Source organism: Falsarthrobacter nasiphocae, assembly GCF_031456275.1.
Lineage (GTDB): Bacteria > Actinomycetota > Actinomycetes > Actinomycetales > Micrococcaceae > Falsarthrobacter > Falsarthrobacter nasiphocae.
Genome location: NZ_JAVDUI010000001.1, coordinates 1,312,342 through 1,329,310, shown reverse-complemented (window position 1 = coordinate 1,329,310; position 16,969 = coordinate 1,312,342). Strand labels below are relative to the sequence as shown.

16 protein-coding genes are annotated in these 16,969 nt (G+C 65.7%); 11 read left to right on the top strand and 5 right to left on the bottom strand.

Annotated elements, in window-relative coordinates; genetic code table 11:
- Nucleotides 1–2: 2 nt before the first annotated feature.
- From J2S35_RS05975 to J2S35_RS05955, 5 genes are read right to left on the bottom strand one after another with little or no spacing between them, the layout of a single operon-like run.
- On the bottom strand, nt 3–434 hold the full coding sequence (locus tag J2S35_RS05975; RefSeq protein WP_309850934.1) for a hypothetical protein: 432 nt from the start codon (nt 432–434) through the stop codon (nt 3–5).
- Nucleotides 427–4,470: a type VII secretion protein EccCa gene (gene eccCa / locus J2S35_RS05970; RefSeq protein ID WP_309850932.1), complete on the bottom strand. Its 4,044-nt coding sequence runs from the start codon at nt 4,468–4,470 to the stop codon at nt 427–429. Before eccCa ends, J2S35_RS05975 begins: the two co-directional genes overlap by 8 nt.
- Nucleotides 4,467–5,396: a GTPase domain-containing protein gene (locus J2S35_RS05965; RefSeq protein ID WP_309850930.1), complete on the bottom strand. Its 930-nt coding sequence runs from the start codon at nt 5,394–5,396 to the stop codon at nt 4,467–4,469. Before J2S35_RS05965 ends, eccCa begins: the two co-directional genes overlap by 4 nt.
- 15 nt (nt 5,397–5,411) lie before the next feature.
- A complete protein-coding gene (locus J2S35_RS05960) occupies nt 5,412–6,740 on the bottom strand; it encodes an EsaB/YukD family protein (RefSeq protein ID WP_309850928.1) in 1,329 nt (442 codons plus the stop codon).
- Entirely contained in the window at nt 6,737–7,030 is a 294-nt protein-coding gene (locus tag J2S35_RS05955) for a hypothetical protein (RefSeq protein WP_309850925.1), read from the bottom strand. Before J2S35_RS05955 ends, J2S35_RS05960 begins: the two co-directional genes overlap by 4 nt.
- Nucleotides 7,031–7,352: 322 nt before the next feature.
- On the opposite strand from J2S35_RS05955, the gene J2S35_RS05950 reads away from it, so the two are divergent.
- The 11 genes from J2S35_RS05950 to J2S35_RS05900 all read left to right on the top strand — a co-directional run bounded on the left by J2S35_RS05950 (nt 7,353) and on the right by J2S35_RS05900 (nt 16,883).
- Nucleotides 7,353–7,685 (top strand): hypothetical protein, encoded by a 333-nt coding sequence (locus tag J2S35_RS05950; RefSeq protein WP_309850922.1) that lies wholly within the window; start codon nt 7,353–7,355, stop codon nt 7,683–7,685.
- 33 nt (nt 7,686–7,718) lie between these two features.
- The gene (locus J2S35_RS05945) at nt 7,719–8,024 is read left to right on the top strand and encodes a pore-forming ESAT-6 family protein (RefSeq protein WP_309850919.1); all 306 of its coding nucleotides are present in this window, start codon (nt 7,719–7,721) and stop codon (nt 8,022–8,024) included.
- 147 nt (nt 8,025–8,171) lie between these two features.
- Nucleotides 8,172–8,573, top strand: a complete 402-nt coding sequence (locus J2S35_RS05940) for a DUF6507 family protein (RefSeq protein ID WP_309850916.1) — start codon at nt 8,172–8,174, stop codon at nt 8,571–8,573.
- Nucleotides 8,570–10,621: a hypothetical protein gene (locus J2S35_RS05935; protein ID WP_309850913.1), complete on the top strand. Its 2,052-nt coding sequence runs from the start codon at nt 8,570–8,572 to the stop codon at nt 10,619–10,621. Before J2S35_RS05940 ends, J2S35_RS05935 begins: the two co-directional genes overlap by 4 nt.
- 22 nt (nt 10,622–10,643) lie before the next feature.
- Nucleotides 10,644–11,426 carry a hypothetical protein gene (locus J2S35_RS05930; protein WP_309850911.1) on the top strand — a complete coding sequence of 261 codons (783 nt, stop codon included), beginning with the start codon at nt 10,644–10,646 and terminating at the stop codon, nt 11,424–11,426.
- A 67-nt stretch (nt 11,427–11,493) separates the two neighbouring features.
- Nucleotides 11,494–12,501: an HNH endonuclease signature motif containing protein gene (locus J2S35_RS05925; protein ID WP_309850907.1), complete on the top strand. Its 1,008-nt coding sequence runs from the start codon at nt 11,494–11,496 to the stop codon at nt 12,499–12,501.
- A 21-nt stretch (nt 12,502–12,522) separates the two neighbouring features.
- Nucleotides 12,523–13,926 (top strand): SMI1/KNR4 family protein, encoded by a 1,404-nt coding sequence (locus tag J2S35_RS05920; RefSeq protein ID WP_309850902.1) that lies wholly within the window; start codon nt 12,523–12,525, stop codon nt 13,924–13,926.
- Between the two features lie 162 nt (nt 13,927–14,088).
- A complete protein-coding gene (locus J2S35_RS05915) occupies nt 14,089–15,015 on the top strand; it encodes a hypothetical protein (protein WP_309850899.1) in 927 nt (308 codons plus the stop codon).
- Nucleotides 15,016–15,036: 21 nt separating this feature from the next.
- Nucleotides 15,037–15,783 (top strand): hypothetical protein, encoded by a 747-nt coding sequence (locus J2S35_RS05910; RefSeq protein WP_309850905.1) that lies wholly within the window; start codon nt 15,037–15,039, stop codon nt 15,781–15,783.
- A gap of 81 nt (nt 15,784–15,864) precedes the next feature.
- Nucleotides 15,865–16,353, top strand: a complete 489-nt coding sequence (locus tag J2S35_RS05905) for a hypothetical protein (protein WP_309850891.1) — start codon at nt 15,865–15,867, stop codon at nt 16,351–16,353.
- Between the two features lie 44 nt (nt 16,354–16,397).
- Nucleotides 16,398–16,883, top strand: coding sequence for a hypothetical protein (locus tag J2S35_RS05900; RefSeq protein ID WP_309849395.1), 486 nt, complete (start codon nt 16,398–16,400; stop codon nt 16,881–16,883).
- Nucleotides 16,884–16,969 lie beyond the last annotated feature (86 nt).

Below are 16,969 nucleotides of genomic sequence, written 5' to 3'. Positions count from 1 at the left end.
GGTCAGTCCTTCCACTCCGGACGAAGAAGCTCGTCCGCCTCGCCGAGATGGGTGAAGACGGGCCCGTGCTGCACGGCCGTCCCGAGTCCGAGGTGTGCGCAGAGCTGCGCGAACTTCGCCGCCGCCGCCTCCGCCCGCTCGCTTCCCCGCACCGCGTTGACGTCCATCCAGTACGTGGGCTGCTCGCCGCCGAGGGGCTCGAAGTTGAGCCCTGCAGTCGAGCCGAAGAGCCGCGCGATCTCCCCCGGCACCTGCACGTAGTAGGCGGCGTCCACGGTGAAGAGGAGGGTGGTGTCGTCGGTGTCGTACACCTCCCACTGCTGCTTCTCCTGGCTGACCACAAGGTAGAAGTCCGGGTTGATGTCCGCGACGGCCCAGGCAAGCGCCGCCGGGTCCGGCTCGTTGAGCGTGATGACGGTGTAGCGGTTACTCATAGTCCTCTTCGTCCTTGTCGAGGGAAGGGTCATAGGCGGCTTGGACAGTCTTCGGCGCGCGGCCGCCCTGAATGAACAGGCCGCGGCCCGGAGGGAAGTGGCGGGCTCGGACGCCGTTGACGAGCGCGCCCTCGGTTCGGTCTCCGTCCATGAGGAACGTTGCGGCCCCAGACTCGCGGACAGCTGCTGTCACGGACTCGAACATACCGCGAGAGGCTCCAGCGACCTTTCGCGTCATGATGACGTGCAGCCCGATCTCGCTCGCCATCGAGACGAACGGCGCGATAGCCGCCAGGGGGCTCGTGCCCCCGGACGTGAGGACGTCGTAGTCCTCAAGCACCAGCACGATCCTCGGCTTCGGCACGACAACGGGCCCGGAGGCCGTGGGGTCCTTCGGAACCCGGTTCTCCAGCTCCTGTGCGATAGACGCCGCGAGACCCTGCGCGAGCATGGAGCTCTTCGCGTGACCGCCGAGAAACTCGTCCGGCACGGCGCCGTCGAGCTCCTGCCGCGGGTCGAAGAGGGCGACGACGAGCGAGTCCGGGTCCGCGCCGTCCACGAGCTGGCGCAGCACGCTGCGGACCAAGTTCGTCTTTCCGCTCTGCGAGTCCCCCATGACGAGCAGGTGGCGATCCCGCCCGAAGAGACTGACGAACTGGGTGGAGAAGTCGTGCTCCACGAGCCCGAGCTGGAGGACGCCCTCGCGGGGCGCGGGATCGAGCCGCTCAAACGGCAGAACCTGCGGCAGGACGCGGACCGGCGCCACGCAGGACGCGTCTGTATGCTCCGCGAGCTCACGGCTGATCGCCGCGAACGCGTCCGCGAGCCCCTCCGCGCTCGCCTCGCCGTCCATGCGCGGGAGGGCGAAGTGGCCGATGAGCGAATCGTCCTGCAGCGCCCGGCCTGGGCGGCCCACGGGCAGCGCCTCGCCTTTCTTCTTGCCGAACACGGACTCGGACGGCTCCGTCATGCGGAACTCGACCTTGCTGCCGAAGAAGGACTGCTGGGCGATCCGGATCTCGTTCCAGCGGGTTGCTGTGGCGACGACGTGCACACCGTACCCGGACCCGCGGGCGAGGATCTCGTGGACCGGCTTCTCGATCTCCTCGAACTCGTCCGCGATCTGCCCGTAGCCGTCAATGAGCAGGACGATGTCTGCCACCGGCAGCTCGGGGATCTCGCCACGGCGGTGCCGCTCGCGCATCGTCTCCAGGGAGTCGAGGCCATAGCGCTCGAACACCTCCTCGCGGTGGATGAGCATCGCGTGCACTTCCTCGACCGTGCGGCGGACGTTCTCGCGCACTGTGCGCACGCCGACCCCACCCACGTGCGGCAGCTGCTCGAGCGTGAGCAGGGCGCTGCCTTTGAGGTCCACGCCGTACAGAGCGAGCTCTGACGGCGAGTGGGTCAGGGCGGCTGAGAGCGCAAGCGTGCGCAGCGCCGTGGACTTGCCCGTCTGGGGTCCGCCGATGAAGGCCACGCTGCCGCCGGCACGCGTCAAATCGATGTCCCACTGGCCCTGCCACTGCTTGGACGGGTCATCGAGCAGGCCCACGGGGATGCGCAGGGCCCCACCCGTGGGGGCGGCGAAGCCCTCGGCGGTGACCTGCGGCTCCCCGAGCACGGTGTCCAGCGCCAGCGCGTTCGGCAGCGGCGGAAGCCAGATCTCACTCGTGGCTCGTGGGAACTCACGGAGAATGTCCACGAGGTGGCTCATGACGGTCTCGCCGGTGGTCCGCTCGCTCTCCTCGGGCTCCTCGTCCTCCGGCGCGCGCCGGTCCTCGGCAAGGCGGGCGACGACGGCCTGCTGCTCCCCGACCCCGAAGGGCGCCTCAAGGACGCCGAGGGGGCGGTCCGTCCTGTGGTCGGTCTCCTCCTCGACCTGGGACGGCAGCGGACCGGAGACGAACCCTGCCTTGAAGCGGTCGTACACGGTCGTATCCACCTTGAGGTATCCGTAGCCGGGGATGGCCGGCAGGTGGAAGGCGTCCGGGGTGTCCAGCACGGTGCGGGACTCGGCCTCGGAGAGGGTGCGCAGGCCGAGGCGGTAGGAGAGGTACGTGTCCAGGCCTCGCAGCTTGCCGGACTCGATCCGCTGGCTCGAGAGCATGAGGTGAACGCCGATCGAGCGGCCGATCCGACCGATCGAGAGGAAGAGGTCGATGAAGTCCGGCTGTGCGGTGAGGAGCTCACCGAACTCGTCGATGATGACCAGCAGGTGCGGGAGAGGCGCCCACTCCTCGCCGCGGGCGCTGGCCTCGCGGCGGTGCAGCTCGTAGTCCGTGACGTTGGCGATGTTGCCCGCTGCCTTGAGGACCTCCTGGCGGCGGAGGATCTCCCCGGCGAGCGAGTCGTGCACGCGGTCGATGAGCGAGGTCTCCTCGGAGAGATTCGTGATGATGCCGCTGACATGCGGCGCGCCCTCGAAGGGCGCGAACGTGGCGCCGCCCTTGAAGTCCACGAGCACCATGTTGAGTCGCTCCGGCGAGTGCGTCGTCATGAGAGCCAGGACGATCGTGCGCAGAAGCTCCGACTTTCCGGAGCCCGTAGCACCGACGCACAGACCGTGCGGCCCCATGCCGAGCTGAGCCGACTCCTTGAGGTCGAGCAGGAGCGGCTTGCCGCCGTCGTCCGGCCCCAGCGGGATGCGCAGGAAGTCCGCATCCGAGCGGGAGCCCCAGTTGCGCTCGATCTCGCCACGGCTGAGCTCGTTGAGACTCAGCATCTCCGTGAAGCGCTCGGAGTTGACGCTCTCGTTGTGCTCGAGCGAGTCCGGCGCGAGACGCAGCGGGGCAAGCAGGCGGCTCAGGGCCTGGGCCTGCGCCTGGCTGACGTCCTCGAGCATGAACTCCAGGGGTTCGGGGTGGGACTCCTCGTCGCGCAGGTCCTCGTAGCGGGCGGAGACCCGCCCGTCGTCGGCTCCCGTGACTGTGAAGCGGGCCGCGATGCGGTCCGGCTCGTGCAGGCGCTCCTCGAGGAATCGCACGCAGGTCAGGCCCAGGTCGGCGGCGGACAGCAGCGCGTCCGGCGACGCGAGAGCCACGGCCGGCCCCTCCTCGGACAGATCGACGACGAGCATCGCCGGGAGCAGCGTGTCCAGGTCCAGGTCCCGGCTGTTCTTGCGCGCCTCAGCCGCGAGCTTGGCCCGCTTGAGGAGCTCGCCCCGCAGGTCCGCGGCCATCTCCTCCCTGCTCGTGTAGACGCGCTTGAGAGGACCGAGCCGCGAAGGGCGGTCCTGCGCGTTGACGTGCGGGAGGGACGCGGCCCATTCCCACTCGTGTCGGCGCGGCTCGGGAACGACGAGGGCGAGGTACAGGTCCTCCGGGGAGTGGAGGACGGCTGCGCGGCTCATGATCTGGCGCGCCAGCGGCGAGGCCGCCTCGCGGGGGCCGACCACCGTCACCTCACCGAGCGAGCGGAACGAGAACTCGCACGGCACGCCCGGCGCCACGCTGTAGCGTCGGCGGACGTTCTCGGCCTCCCCGGCGAGGAAGTAGTCCGGCCGTTCGATCGACTGGGCTTCCGTGCGAATCTCGAGGTCCCGGACCGGGCGCTCCCCGACGCCGAGGCGAAGGCGGAGGAAGTCGCTGTGGCCGCGCCGACGCTCCCAGAGGCGCGCGGGGTCCCTGACGATATTGGGCAGAAGCGCGAACTCTGGGCTGTTGACCCTGGCGCTCGCGCGCAGCCTGGCGTCCTCCTCGGTGAACTCCCGGCGCTTGTCGTCGAGATACTCGAGATAGGCGTCCCGCTTGACCTGCCGCTCACGCCGCGCTTTTCCACGCTGCGTGAAGAGGAGCAGGATCGACGCGATGACGGTGACCACCATCATGATGGCGCCCACGGCTGCAAAAGGGGACCCTCGGAAGAGCATCATGACGGTCATCGACGTGGCCGCGCCGAGCAGCGGCACGATCGTCAGGAAGTTGACCTTGCCGCCCGTCTGGTCAAGGACCGGCGGCGGCTCAAGGTAGACGCGCTCGCCCGTCTTCTGCGGGCGGGTAGAGCGGGCCGGGCGATGGACGACGCGGTAGGTCACGAGGACGCCGCCCCCGTCCGGGCGAGTGTCAGCGCCGTCGAGGCAATCCGGAAGACCTCAAGCCGCACGGGCTCCGGCAGCGCATCGAGGGACAGTGGCTGCCCGGAGCGGAAGCGCCGCTGATGCCTGAGGCCCTGGAAGGCAACGCCGGTCTCACGGGCGGTGCGGCGGGCGCGGCGCAGCACCGAGGAGCGGCCCGCGCTGCGCTCGTTCCCGAGGAGGAGCACGGGGAGGTCAAACCCGTCCTCACGCATCGCGTCGAGGAGCGCCTGAGCGTCCTGGAAGCCTGACTCGCTCATGTCCGCCACGAGCACGGCCGTGTGGGCGCGGCGAAGGACGGCGCGAGTCCGCTCGTCGTCGATCCCCGGCGGGCACTCGACGAGGGTCACCGCGCAGTGGCGGGAGAACTCGGCGACGAGGGCCGTGGCCCCGCGCTCGTCGAGAGGCTTCTCATGCTGCGAGGCACCGACCACGACGGGCCGCCCCTCCTCTGCTGAGAGCGCCGCGAGGAACTCTGAGCGGCCGTGGGGTGCCGCGACGCTCAGGGACCCGAGGCTCGCACGCGGCCCGCCGTGGGCCGTGTGGAGCAGACTCGGCGCGAGGCCCGAGCGCAGGCTCGCCAGGTCCACGAGCCCCACGGCATCGCGCCGGACCTCGGCGAGGGCCAAGGCCACCAGTGAGGCTGCCGTGGATGCGCCGGCCCCTCCGCCGGCCGAGATGACAGCGATGCGCCGCCCGGTGGAGACGGGCTGCTGTGCGCCCTGGACCGTGCGGGCCAGCTCGGAGGGGTAGGCGTCATGGATGGCGGCGCGCCCGGCTGTGAGGGCCAGGCGTCCGTAACGGGCCCAGCGGGGCTCGTCCGCCTCCGCGAGGGAGGTCGCACTGGCCTGGAGGAAAGAGCGGTCACCGGCTCGTCGTGAGGCCATCGTGGGGGTCCTTTCCTACTTCTGGAACGTGGTCACGAGGGACGCGTACACGTCGAAGCCCCCGATGAGGATGGGGATCATGGACAGCGCAATCAGCGCCTCGGCGCGGTCTGCGAGCATGCGCTGGCGGGCCTGGATATGCTCCGGCAGGCGGATCGCCACACTGCCGAGGAGCGCGAGGGCGGCAAGGAGGAACACTCCAGCCCCCACCGCCGTCCACACCGGGTTGCGGAGGACCGCTGCGAGCGCGGCGAAGAGGGAGACGACGACGACGCCTGCGGCAGCTCCCAGCACGACTCGCTGGACAACGAGCGGGAAGTGGCGCAGACGCAGCAGCAGGACGAGCGCCCATGCCGCGAGGAGGGAGATGTGCCAAGCGGGGCTGGGCCCGCCGTCGTCGAGCAGCACCGAGGCGAGGGCGACAGAGGCGCCGATCCAGACGAAGGAGGACTGAAGGATCCGGTGGGCCGCCGCGAGTGACGTCGTCACGGAGAGCCGGGTGACTTCCGCTGACCGGGCGCGGCGATCGTCGAGCGAGTTGAGGCCGGCGAGGCCGAGGGCCCAGCGGGGAACAAGACCGAGGAGCACCACCGAGACCGAACCCGCCACAGCGGCGGCGTCCCCGAGGCGCGGTGTCAGCTGGAGCGCGAGCATCCACGCGGCCCCCGTAAAGAGCGCCACTGCAAGGATGGCGACGGCGCTGCGCGCTGAGCGGCGGCTGGCCTCCCGGGCGAGCTGGGTGAGCAGGACGGCACCCGCAGCGATCCAGATCCTCACGTCCATGGTCCACGTGCCGATGATGAGAGACCACGCGCAGACAACGAGCGGGACGAGCGAGAGCACGCGGCTGACGAGTCCCGCCCGCCACGGGATCACCGCGCTGGCCACCCAGCACAGGGCCGCGATGACGAGCGCCGCGACCGGCACGGCCTGGGGCGTCCAGGCGGCGAAGAGACCGAATGCCGCGATGAGGGAGAGGCCACCGAACAGCGAGGCGAGGAGGTCCCGCGCCTGCGGACTGCCGGCACGCTGGAGTGCGGGGAGCTCTTCTTCGACGACGTCCGCGACGTCGTACACCACAGGCTCCGGAAGCGCGTCCTCGGTCGCGGTGAGGAGCAGCCAGGCTCCATCCTCCACGTTTGCCTCGCGGAGAGAGGCGCCGTCCGGAAGGGCTGGGCCGCCGAGCCGGTTGAGAGCCACACGGCCCACACCGGTGGCCCCAGAGAAGCGCAGGACCTCGACAAGGCAGGGAAGAAGGGCGCTGACCGGCTCGTCAGACGGAAGCAGAAGCTCGGCATTGCGGCCGTCAGCTGAGACGGTGACGCGGGTAAGAGACGTTGTCACGAAAGGAGACCTTCGCTGCCGTGGGTGTAGATCTGGGTGACCGAGGCCGGGGCGGCGCCGCGGCGGTACTTGGCCTGTTCTGCCTGCTGCTTCTCGATGAGGTTGACGATGAAGGAGGTGGCGATGCACCCGGCAGCGATGACCGCCGCCACGATGACTCCCATGAGCAGGGGCCGGAGCTGGTCCGGGAGCTGGCGCCGCCACCGAGCGCTCCCGAAGAAGACGGCGTTCTGGACCCGCTGGCGCCGCAGGGTGACTGCCTCGACCACTTGCTGATCGTATTGGCGCACAGATTCCCCCTACCCGGTGAGCTCGCGTCCACGACCTCAGGCCGCTGGTCCGCGCGAACGGCATCTATCAGTCAACTCTAAGGGAAGTTCGCACTTGATTCGGGAGCCTCGGCGTGCTGGGCCAGAAAACATGCGGCAAACAGCGGCGTGTGCACCATGACGCATCCCGGTGAAACTAGACCGGAATACGGAACGAGCAGGAGGCAATTGCCCCCGCAGGGGTTGCGCGCCCGCAGGAAATCATGGTTAGGGTATCTCGTCAACTCAAGCCTCTACGGGCGATCCCGATGGGGGAGATCAACACAGTGAGGACGGTTCGCTGATGAAGTTCGATATGGGCGCACAGGCGCTTGGAACGCTGACCCGGGACACCGGCTCGAGCGCAGACGAGCTCACGAGCCTGGTCCGCCAGCTGGTGGACGCCGCGCAGCCCCTCGAGGGCAAGTTCAACGGCGCGGGCAAGGCCAAGTTCGACGAGTTCAAGTCCCGCGTGGACGAGGTCACCAACGACCTCAACACCTCCCTCGCGGCCATCAACCAGGGTCAGAGCGAGATGGACCAGCACACGCAGACCGGCGACCAGGACACCGCCGACAACTCCCAGCGCGCACAGGGCACTGCCAACTTCGACGGCGCCCGATTCGCCGCCCGCTGATCCCGCCCCGACGAGACTTCAAGGACACGTGACATGAGCGCAGACCGCATTTCCTTTGACACCGACGCCTCCCAGAACGTCCAGGGAGACATCCAGGGCATTGTCTCCCGCCTCGAGACTCTGATGAGCCAGCGCGATCAGCAGGTTGCCACGGCCATGTCTGACTTCCAGATGGACGGCGCCTCGGATGAGTACCAGCACGTGGAGACCCGCTGGAAGAACGCCTCCGGCGAGGTGAAGCAGATCATCCACCTGATCAAGACGACGCTGGGCGACAACGACCAGACCGCCACGCAGACGCAGTCCAAGACGCGCACCGCCATCTCGAACATCGGCTAGCGCACACCCGCTCACAGGCGGCACAGGGTTTCCCCTCGGGGAGCCCGCAGGGGCTCTCCCTGCAGCACGTGCCTCCGGCTGGGGCGGGCGGAGACACCAGACCTTCGCCCGCCCCACTCTGTCTTCACATGGGGGTTTGAAGGGCACATGAAGTACGACATCAGCGTCCCGGGCTGCAACTCGGTCATCACCAACGTGGTCACCGAGTCCAAGCCCTTCGAGACGGCCAGCAAGGGCATGGCGAAGGACGTGCCCAATGCGGCCAAGGCCTCGAGGTCGGGGATCGTGGGCAAGGCCCTCATCGGCTATTACGAGCGCTCGTTCGGCAAGGATGTCGAATCGATCGCGACGCTCACAGGCAACGGCACGACCAAGCTGAGCGAAGCCCTGACCGAGTTCCAGCAAGGGGACGAGACGATGGTGCAGCGTTCCGTCACGTCCATCGGCCACACCGAGAGCAAGGGCGATGATGCCCCGGGCGCTGCCAAGGGTGGCGCCGCGCAGTCGGCCGGTGCGTCTGACCACGGCCCGCGAAAGGATGAGCGATGACCGCTTCCGGTATCGATGCCTCTCAGATCCCTGACCTTGCGGACGCTGACTCCGTCGAGGAGCATGCGCGCAGCATTCGCAGCCACGGCTCGAGTGTTGAGAGCGCGACCACGAAGATCGACACGGAGTGGAAGAAGCTCCGCACGCACTTCGTCTCGCCTGACACCGAGACGCTCGTCAACGCGCTCAATCCGAACCTGGGCGATGGTGATGACGTCAAGACCAACGCTGACCACGTCGCCAAGGCCCTCGAGACCTACGCCAAGACCGAGCGGGCGCTTGCCAAGACCAAGGCCACACTCGTCGCTGACATCGCATCCTTCGAGAACGAGGTCTCCGGCGACAGCGAGTGGAAGAAGGACGAGGAGAAGGTCAAGCGCCAGCAGGCGCTGCTGGACCGCATCAGCGGGCTCGTCCAGAGCCACCAGGATGCCGAGCGCGATTGCGCCAATGCGATCAACGCGATCTATGGCGGCACTCAGTACCGCGAGACCGCCGCAGACGGCTCCCCCGCCGGCAGCGGTGAGGAGTACTACGGCTACAGCAAGGACATGCTCAACTCTGCGGCCGGCGCTGGCCAGGCCCCGTGGGGCAAGCCCGCTGAGTGGGACAAGCCCTGGTACCGGGACCTCTGGGAAGGCGCCAAGGACTTCGGCTCGGGCCTCTGGGAGAGCGTCAAGGGCACGTTTACGGGCCTCGTGTCCCTTGTGAATGTCTTTGACTGGGAGACGTTCTCCACCACGTGGAAGGGCATCGGCACGCTCGCTGTCGATGTTGCAGTGACGACTTCCCCCGTCATGGCCGCCGTCGCCCCGGGCCGCTACCGCGAGTCCGCTGGGCGTTTGAAGAACGTCGGCGAGGCCATGCTCAACGTGGAGGAATGGAAGCGGAACCCGGCCAAGGCCGCGGGCATGCTCACCGGCGACGTGCTCCAGACCGTGGCCACCGGTGGCGCCGGTGCGGGCCTGAAGGGAGCGGCCGCCGCAGGCAAGGCCGGCCGGCTCGCGGGCAAGGCGGGGAACATCGCGGGCAAGGCCGGTGATCTTGCCAGCGCTCTCGGCGGCAAGCTCGGCAAGCTGAGCCCGGTGAAGATGCCGGAGATCCGTCTGCGGGACATTCACCTGAGCATCAAGAACCAGGTGTCCCTGGGGCTGGAAGGCGTGAACAACGCCGCCTACCGGGCGAGTGAGAGCGTGAAGCGTGCTGTGTTGCCGCAGGCGCAGCGGGCGGCGGCGACGTTTGACCGGTTCAGTGCGTACGTCTCGGCTGGGGTGCGGACGGTGGGTCAGAATCTCGCCTACGCGGGAGAGCGACTTGCCGGGCGCTTGGACGGTGGGGGTGCGCTCGCCCTTGCGGACGGGCACCTGGCTGATGGGGCGAGGGTGAATTCGTTCCAGGAGAACCTTCAGATGGCCATGGCCTCACAGCGCACCGGTACCGGTGCGGGCTCTGGGTTTGGCAGCGGGCCCGGTGGTGCCGGTCTTGGGGGCCGGGTCTCTGATGACCCGGCCCGGGGCATTGTGGGGCTCAACCGCAAAGAGGGCTGGAACGATATCCAGCATCGGGAGTTCGACAAGAAGGTCACCGGCCTCGACGAGGAAGCCAAGGCGGCAAGCGCCAGAGGCGAGCCAATGGCCTTCAAGGAGGCTCCTAAGAAGCGCTACTGGAGCAAGAGGCGCATGCTCGACCATCACCCGGAGGTGGGATACGACCTGTTGCCGGATCATCTGAAGTCCAAGGAACTGACAGAGGCTTGGGATGCTCTGAACAAGAGAGGCGACCTGTCCGAGGCGAGCCTGCGGCGGGAGCGCCGTGAACTCGTCCGCGAAGCGGTAAAGGGCTACGATCTCGACCACAAAATCGACTTCCAACTTGGCGGCAAAGATTCGCTGGGCAACGTTCAGTGGCTTGACTTGTCTGTCAACCGGAGCGTCGGGTCTCAGCTGCGGTGGAAGGTCGGCGACCCGGAGGCAGGCAAGTTCGTCCGCCAGGTCGCGGGAGACCCCACCAAGCCAGGCACGTCCGTCGAAGGCTTCCGGTCAAACTAATGCAAGGGGCAGATTTCCACTCATGAGCGAATCGCACTATGACCCTATTCTTGAGAAAGAGGCGGATCAGCTCTTCAAGGAGGCTGTCGGCCTCGCCCACGCTTCGGGCATCAAGGATGTAAAAAGGTACTTGGGCAAGGAAGCCGACAAGGAACTCGCTTGCAACTCAGAGTACAACTCACATGCACTCCTGCAAGAACTCTCGATTATGTTCTCCATGGCCGAGCTGACCGAACCACTCGAGCTACTCTTCCGAGGAAGGATCACACAAGTCCTAGCCTTGCCCCCACATGCATGGAAAGCGATCTACTACTCCATGCCAACCCTGCGGTGGTGCGCGGAAGTGACAAACCTGACCGGGTATACCGAGCTCTTCAGTAAACCCACCAACGCCGAATGCAGGCTCGATTCGCCCTATCGCTCGATCGCCTCCCGGGAACTCAAACGGCTCATTGAACCGGGGCGAATAGAAGAACTATTCTACGGGAGCCTCGAAAATCCCAGTATGGGCTGGCGCCCAGATCCAGTCTCCATGTACCACACCTATTTTGAAGAGATGATAGATCTCACCAACTTCATCAGCGGCTTCCCGTTCGGCAACGATATCGGCTGGAGTCGAGAAGACTATGCACGCGCGCTGGAGACCGATGCTCTGATCATTCGCCAGCAGCTCGGCTTCCCTGAGACGATGCCAAACCTGCCCGAAAACCCCAATGTAATCCTCCCCGATGATTTCCCTGGGTTCCCCGAATGGACCCCAGATCCGCGACACATCCCCAAGCGCCCCGCTCAGGACGACCAGTAAATCTACGTTTCAGGAAAGTCGAAGGGGCAGTGTCGACTGACGCTTCTTTGGTCTTGTGATGATCTGCATGAATTGGAATCGGAACGCCCCCGTGGCCTTAGGGGTGCAGGTGAGCGGCTTTGCTGCGCTGGTGCCCCAGGACCGGGAGGCCGCGGTGGATGACTCCGTCGCGGCCACCGTCGTCGTCGTTGATCCGGCCCAAAGAAGCCGCAGGGCCAGTGAGAGCCCCAAGCGCGCGGTGTTGCCGCAGGCGCAGCGGGCGGCGGCGACGTTTGACCGGTTCAGTGCGTACGCCTCGGCTGGGGTGCGGACGGTGGGTCAGAATCTCGCCTACGCGGGAGAGCGACTTGCCGGGCGCTTGGACGGTGGGGGTGCACTCGCCCTTGCGGACGGGCACCTGGCTGATGGGGCGAGGGTGAATTCGTTCCAGGAGAACCTTCAGATGGCGATGGCCTCGCAGCGCACCGGCGCGGGCTCTGGCCTTGGCAGCGGGCCCGGTGGTGCCGGTGTTGGGGGCCGGGTGTCTGATGACCCGGCCCGGGGCATTGTGGGGCTCAACCGCAAGGATGGCTGGAATGATATCCAGCACCGGGAGTTCGACAAGAAGGTCACCGGCCTCGACGAGGAAGCCAAGGCGGCAAACGCCAGAGGCGAGTCGATGAAGTTCCAGAAGCCGGGCGACCGCTACTGGAGCAAGGAGCGCATACTCAACCAATACCCGGAGAAAGCGTACGACCTATTGCCGGATCATCTGAAGTCCAAGGAGCTGAGCGATGCCTGGGAGGCGCTGAACAAGAGAAGCGATCTCTCTGAAGCGAGTCTGCGGCGGGAGCGCCGGGAGCTCGTCCGTGAGACGCTGAAGGGTTACGATCTGGACCACAAGGTCGATCTCCAACTCGGCGGCAAAGATTCACTGGACAACATTCAGTGGCTTGACATGTCCGTCAACCGGAGCGTCGGCTCTCAGTTGCGGTGGAAGGTCGGCAACCCAGAATCTGGAAAATTTGCACGTCTGAGCGACAACGGGGAGAAGCCAGGCACACCTATCCGCGAGTTTCTCGCCCAACCGAAATAAGGAAGAGGTCCGATCTGCCGCATGGAGCCATCACCCTACGATCCCAAACTCGAACTCGAAGCTAATCGGCTTTACGCCGAGGCCATCGCCTCCGCGAAGGATTCAGGCATCAAGGATGTCAAGAGATACCTCGGACGTAAAGCATTCGAGGAAATTAAGTGCGGGTCCGAGTACAACGCCTGGAAGATTCAGCTTGAGTTCGCCACGCTCTTCGCCATGGCGGAACTGACCGAAGCGCTCGAGCTTCTCTTCCGAGGGAAGATCACCCAGACCATGGCTCTGCAGCCGCAGGGAGGCAGAGGAATCCATCGATCCCTTCCCACCTTCCGGTGGTGCGCGGAGAAGACGAATCTGACCGGATATGCTGAGCTATTCAGCAAACCCAACAATGCTGCTTCAAGGGTCGATTCGCCTTATAGGTCGATTGCGTCTCGGGAAATCAGGCGGATCGCTTATCCGGACCCTTGGGAAGAGTCTTTCTACGGGACCCTCGAGAACCCCAGCAGGGGATGGAGGCCGGATCCGGTCCCGATGTACCACACCTATCTCGAAGAGATGGTTGATCTCACGAATTTTGTCAGCGGGTTCCCTTTCGGCAACGATATCGGGTGGTCGCGCGAAGACTACGTTCGCGCGCTGGAGACAGATGCTCTGATCGTTCGTCAGCAGCTTGGCTTCCCTGAGACGATGCCGGACCTGCCTGAGAACCCGCGCGTGATCCTCCCTGAGAGCTTCCAAGGCCTCCCGGAATGGACGCCGGATCCGCAGCCCGTGTTCCCCGCTGACAACGACAGCGGGGGATCGTCTCCGCAACGACATGAACCTGTGCCGGACCTTCAACACCAAGATCTACAACAAAGTCAAGAAGATTCCCACGAGACCCCCCGCCTCGAAGATCAGCCCCAGACGATCCACGCCGCAAAGGAGAACCCCCTGAGCATCGAAGAGATCAAAAAGCACCTCGAGCGCATCGCCGAAGAGGTCGGCATCGAGGCCGACGAATGGAACGAACCGGCCACAGAAGAGGAAATCTCGGAGGCCGAAAAGGCGTTCGGCGTGACCTTCCCCGAGACGTACAAGCAGATGCTCCGGATTCACAACGGCACGGGCATGGGCGACTTCCCCAGTCTCAAGGAGGCCCTCGCGACCTCCAAGGAGCTCGAGGAAATCGAGGAGGAGTTCGGCGAGGGCTCCGAAAAGTCGAAGAATCTGAGCGAGGACAAGCCGGGGGTCCTGAAGAACGGCGTCTACCGTCGTGGCTGGGTGCCGCTGTATGACTTCGGCACGGGCGTGGTGGACTGCTTGGACTGCGATCCGGGCCCCAACGGGACTCTGGGCCAGGTCGTGCGCTACGACCCGGGTGGCGTTGAAGGCGTCGACTATGCCTCTCTCGAGGAGTGGCTCGAGGAATTCGACGGCTCTTAGCTTTTTGAGGTCGTGGCGCTAGCTCCACAGGCAGGGACTGGGCTGAATCGTCCCGGGTTTCGCCCCGGCGCACTCACCCACAGAGACGGAACGCCTCCCATGCAATTGGGGGTGGGCGTGAGTGGCTTGGCCTCGCAGGCGACTCAGTGTCGGGAGCCTGCGGTGGATGACTCCCCCGCGGGCCCCGTCGTCGTCGTTGATCCGGCCCAAAGAAACGGCCGGGCCAGTGAGAGCCTGAAGCGTGCTGTGTTGCCGCAGGCGCAGCGGGCGGCGGCAACGCTGGACCGGTTCCGTGCGTATGCCTCGGCTGGGGTGCGGACGGTGGGTCAGAATCTCGCCTACGCGGGAGAGCGACTTGCCGGGCGCCTGGACGGTGGGGGTGCGCTCGCCCTTGCGGACGGGCACCTGACTGATGGGGCGAGGGTGAATTCGTTCCAGGAGAACCTTCAGATGGCGATGTCCGCGCAGCGCACCGGTACCGGTGCGGGCTCTGGGTTTGGCAGCGGGCCCGGTGGTGCCGGTCTTGGGGGCCGGGTCTCTGATGACCCGGCCCGGGGCATTGTGGGGCTCAACCGCAAGGATGGCTGGAATGATATCCAGCACCGGGAGTTCGACAAGAAGGTCACCGGCCTCGACGAGGAAGCCAAAGCAGCAAGCGCCAGAGGCGAGTCGATGAAGTTCCAGAAGCCGGACGAACGGTACTGGAACAAGCGGCGCTTCCTCAACCAGCATCCGGACCTCGCGTATGACCAGTTGCCCGATCATCTGAAGTCGAAGGAGCTGACGGAAGCTTGGGATGCTCTGGAGAAGCGAAGCGATCTCTCTGAGGAGAGTCTGCGGCGGGAGCGCCGGGAGCTCGTCCGTAAGACGCTCAAGGGCTACGATCTGGACCACAAGATCGACCTCCAGCTCGGCGGCCTCGATGAAATTCCCAACCTTCAGTGGCTGGATCAGTCCGTCAACCGCAGTGTGGGTGCTCAGCTGCGATGGAAGGTCGGCAACCCGGAGGCAGGTAAATTTGCGCGTCTGAGCGACAACGGGGAGAAGTCAGGCACACCTGTCCGCGAGTTTCTCGCCCAACCGAAATAAGGAGGAGGTCCGATCTACCGCATGGAGCCATCACCCTACGATCCCGAACTCGAACTCGAAGCTAATCGACTTTACGCCGAGGCCATCGCCTCCGCGAAGGATTCAGGCATCAAGGATGTCAAGAGATACCTCGGACGCAAAGCATTCGAGGAAATTAAGTGCGGGTCCGAGTACAACGCCTGGAAGATTCAGCTTGAGTTCGCCACGCTCTTCGCCATGGCGGAACTGACCGAAGCGCTCGAGCTTCTCTTCCGAGGGAAGATCACCCAGACCATGGCCCTGCAACCTCAGGGAGGCAGAGGAATCCATCGGTCCCTTCCCACCTTCCGGTGGTGCGCGGAGAAGACGAATCTGACCGGATATGCTGAGCTCTTCAGCAAGCCCACCGGTGCTTCTTCGCGCCTGGAGTCCCCATTCAAAGGAGTAGCTTCTCGGGATGCGAAAAGACTCGCGGAGAATCTGTATCCAAGCTTCTATGGAACCGTCGAGAACCCCAGTAAAGGCTGGCGGCCAGATCCGGTTCCCATGTATCATACATTTCTCCAGGAAATGACCAGACTGCACTATCTCGTGGCACAGTACCCCTTCGGAAATGACATCGGCTGGACGCGGGAGGACTACGCCCGCGCGCTGGAGACAGATGCCCTGATCATTCGGCAGCAGCTCGGGTTCCCCGAAACGATGCCGGACCTGCCGGAGAACCCGAATGTGAACCTCCCTGAAGGCTTCCAGAGCCTTCCCGAATGGACGCCGGACCCGGTGGACTGAATCGTGCTGGGTTGCCTTCCACGTCACCTCCTCCTGCACGATCCGCCCCATGCCCATGATGTTGGGTACGGGGCGATCTGCTTGGCTGTTCGGGCGGTGCAGGACCGGGATCCCGCGGTGGATGACTTCCGCGTGGCCGCCGTCGCCCCGGGCCGCTACCGCGAGTCCGCTGGGCGCTTGAAGAACGTCGGTGAGGCCATGCTCAACGTTGAGGAATGGAAGCGGAACCCGGCCAAGGCCGCGGGCATGCTCACCGGTGACGTGCTCCAGACCGTGGCCACCGGTGGCGCCGGTGCGGGCCTGAAGGGAGCGGCCGCCGCAGGCAAGGCCGGCCGGCTCGCGGGCAAGGCGGGGGACATCGCGGGCAAGGCCGGTGATCTTGCCAGCGCTCTCGGCGGCAAGCTCGGCAAGCTGAGCCCGGTGAAGCTGCCGGAGATCCGTCTGCGGGACATTCATCTGAGCATCAAGAACCAGGTGTCCCTGGGGCTGGAGGACGTGAACAACGCTGCCTACCGGGCCAGTGAGAGCGTGAAGCGTGCTGTGTTGCGCTGGGGGTCAGGCTGGTTGTGAGTCACTCCGGCTCGCAACCAGCCCACAGACAAGGACCCCTCACCATGCGTGCGCGCTACACCGCCGAGGAAAAACGAGCAGCCATCCTGGCCTACCACCAAGTTCCTTACGGAAGGAAAGGGGCTTGGCTCCGCGAGCAGCCCTTCTCTCGCCATCAGCTAACCTCGTGGCGTTCCGCGTACTTCGAAGGCGATCTTGACCGCGGCCTGATCCCCCGAGACACTGCCTCTATGCCTTCAAATCCCGCACGTCTTCCCCACCTGGAGAAGCTCCTTGCCGCCCGAGAGCAAGAAATCCAAGACCTGAAAGACCAACACGCCGCGCAGATCGCGCAGCTGCGAGAAGAAGCACAAGCCCACCGCACCGTGAGTGAAGCGCTGGGAAAAGCTATCGGGATGATGCACACGATGAGCGAGCATTCATCCGATCCCACCCCGAGGACCAACGCTCCCTCGACTTTCTACAGCGCGAACACGACCTCGTCGACACCATCTGTGCCCAGCCCGGATACTCCCTGCGAGGAACCCTGAGCCTTTTAGGCATTGCCCGCTCCACCTGGCACTACCGGCAGAAGCCGCGCGCGAAAGTCCCCTCCCCAACACCCCAAGCAGACCGG

What these genes read in the sequence shown, in the direction of transcription:
- J2S35_RS05945 (WP_309850919.1), top strand. Translation starts at nt 7,719, where the DNA reads ATGAGCGCAGACCGCATTTCCTTTGACACCGACGCCTCCCAGAACGTC.
- J2S35_RS05900 (WP_309849395.1), top strand. Translation starts at nt 16,398, where the DNA reads ATGCGTGCGCGCTACACCGCCGAGGAAAAACGAGCAGCCATCCTGGCC.
- J2S35_RS05935 (WP_309850913.1), top strand. Translation starts at nt 8,570, where the DNA reads ATGACCGCTTCCGGTATCGATGCCTCTCAGATCCCTGACCTTGCGGAC.
- J2S35_RS05910 (WP_309850905.1), top strand. Translation starts at nt 15,037, where the DNA reads ATGGAGCCATCACCCTACGATCCCGAACTCGAACTCGAAGCTAATCGA.
- J2S35_RS05920 (WP_309850902.1), top strand. Translation starts at nt 12,523, where the DNA reads ATGGAGCCATCACCCTACGATCCCAAACTCGAACTCGAAGCTAATCGG.
- J2S35_RS05965 (WP_309850930.1), bottom strand. Translation starts at nt 5,396, where the DNA reads ATGGCCTCACGACGAGCCGGTGACCGCTCTTTCCTCCAGGCCAGTGCG.
- J2S35_RS05925 (WP_309850907.1), top strand. Translation starts at nt 11,494, where the DNA reads ATGAATTGGAATCGGAACGCCCCCGTGGCCTTAGGGGTGCAGGTGAGC.
- J2S35_RS05940 (WP_309850916.1), top strand. Translation starts at nt 8,172, where the DNA reads ATGAAGTACGACATCAGCGTCCCGGGCTGCAACTCGGTCATCACCAAC.
- J2S35_RS05930 (WP_309850911.1), top strand. Translation starts at nt 10,644, where the DNA reads ATGAGCGAATCGCACTATGACCCTATTCTTGAGAAAGAGGCGGATCAG.
- J2S35_RS05950 (WP_309850922.1), top strand. Translation starts at nt 7,353, where the DNA reads ATGAAGTTCGATATGGGCGCACAGGCGCTTGGAACGCTGACCCGGGAC.
- J2S35_RS05975 (WP_309850934.1), bottom strand. Translation starts at nt 434, where the DNA reads ATGAGTAACCGCTACACCGTCATCACGCTCAACGAGCCGGACCCGGCG.